Origin of the sequence: Falsihalocynthiibacter sp. S25ZX9 (assembly GCF_041205405.1) — a bacterium.
Lineage (GTDB): Bacteria > Pseudomonadota > Alphaproteobacteria > Rhodobacterales > Rhodobacteraceae > Falsihalocynthiibacter > Falsihalocynthiibacter arcticus.
The window spans coordinates 1-291 of the sequence record NZ_JBGFCD010000289.1; the positions used below are offsets into that span (position 1 = coordinate 1).

The 291-nt window shown below is 54.6% G+C and carries 1 protein-coding gene; it reads right to left on the reverse strand.

The features are described 5' to 3' along the window. Positions 1-291, reverse strand: a 291-nt coding sequence (locus AB9F29_RS22285; protein ID WP_369757300.1) for a nitrilase-related carbon-nitrogen hydrolase, incomplete at both ends; no start/stop codon positions are given.

Consider the following 291-nt stretch of genomic DNA (forward strand, 5'->3'; position numbering starts at 1 on the left):
TATCAACAATCGTAACGCCAGCCTCGTCCCCTGCATCCGCAAGAACCTCACCCCAAGGCGAAACAACGAGCGAATGCCCATAGGTTTTACGCTTGGAGGCATTCGATTGCAGGTGATCGCCACATTGCGCAGCGGCAATGATGAAACAGCCTGTCTCGATGGCCCGCGCGCGCAACAAAACATGCCAATGCGCCGCGCCAGAAACCGTCGAAAATGCCGCATGTTGAAGGATGATTTTCGCACCCGCTTTCGCTAATGCGCGATGCAAATGCGCGAAACGAACATCATAGC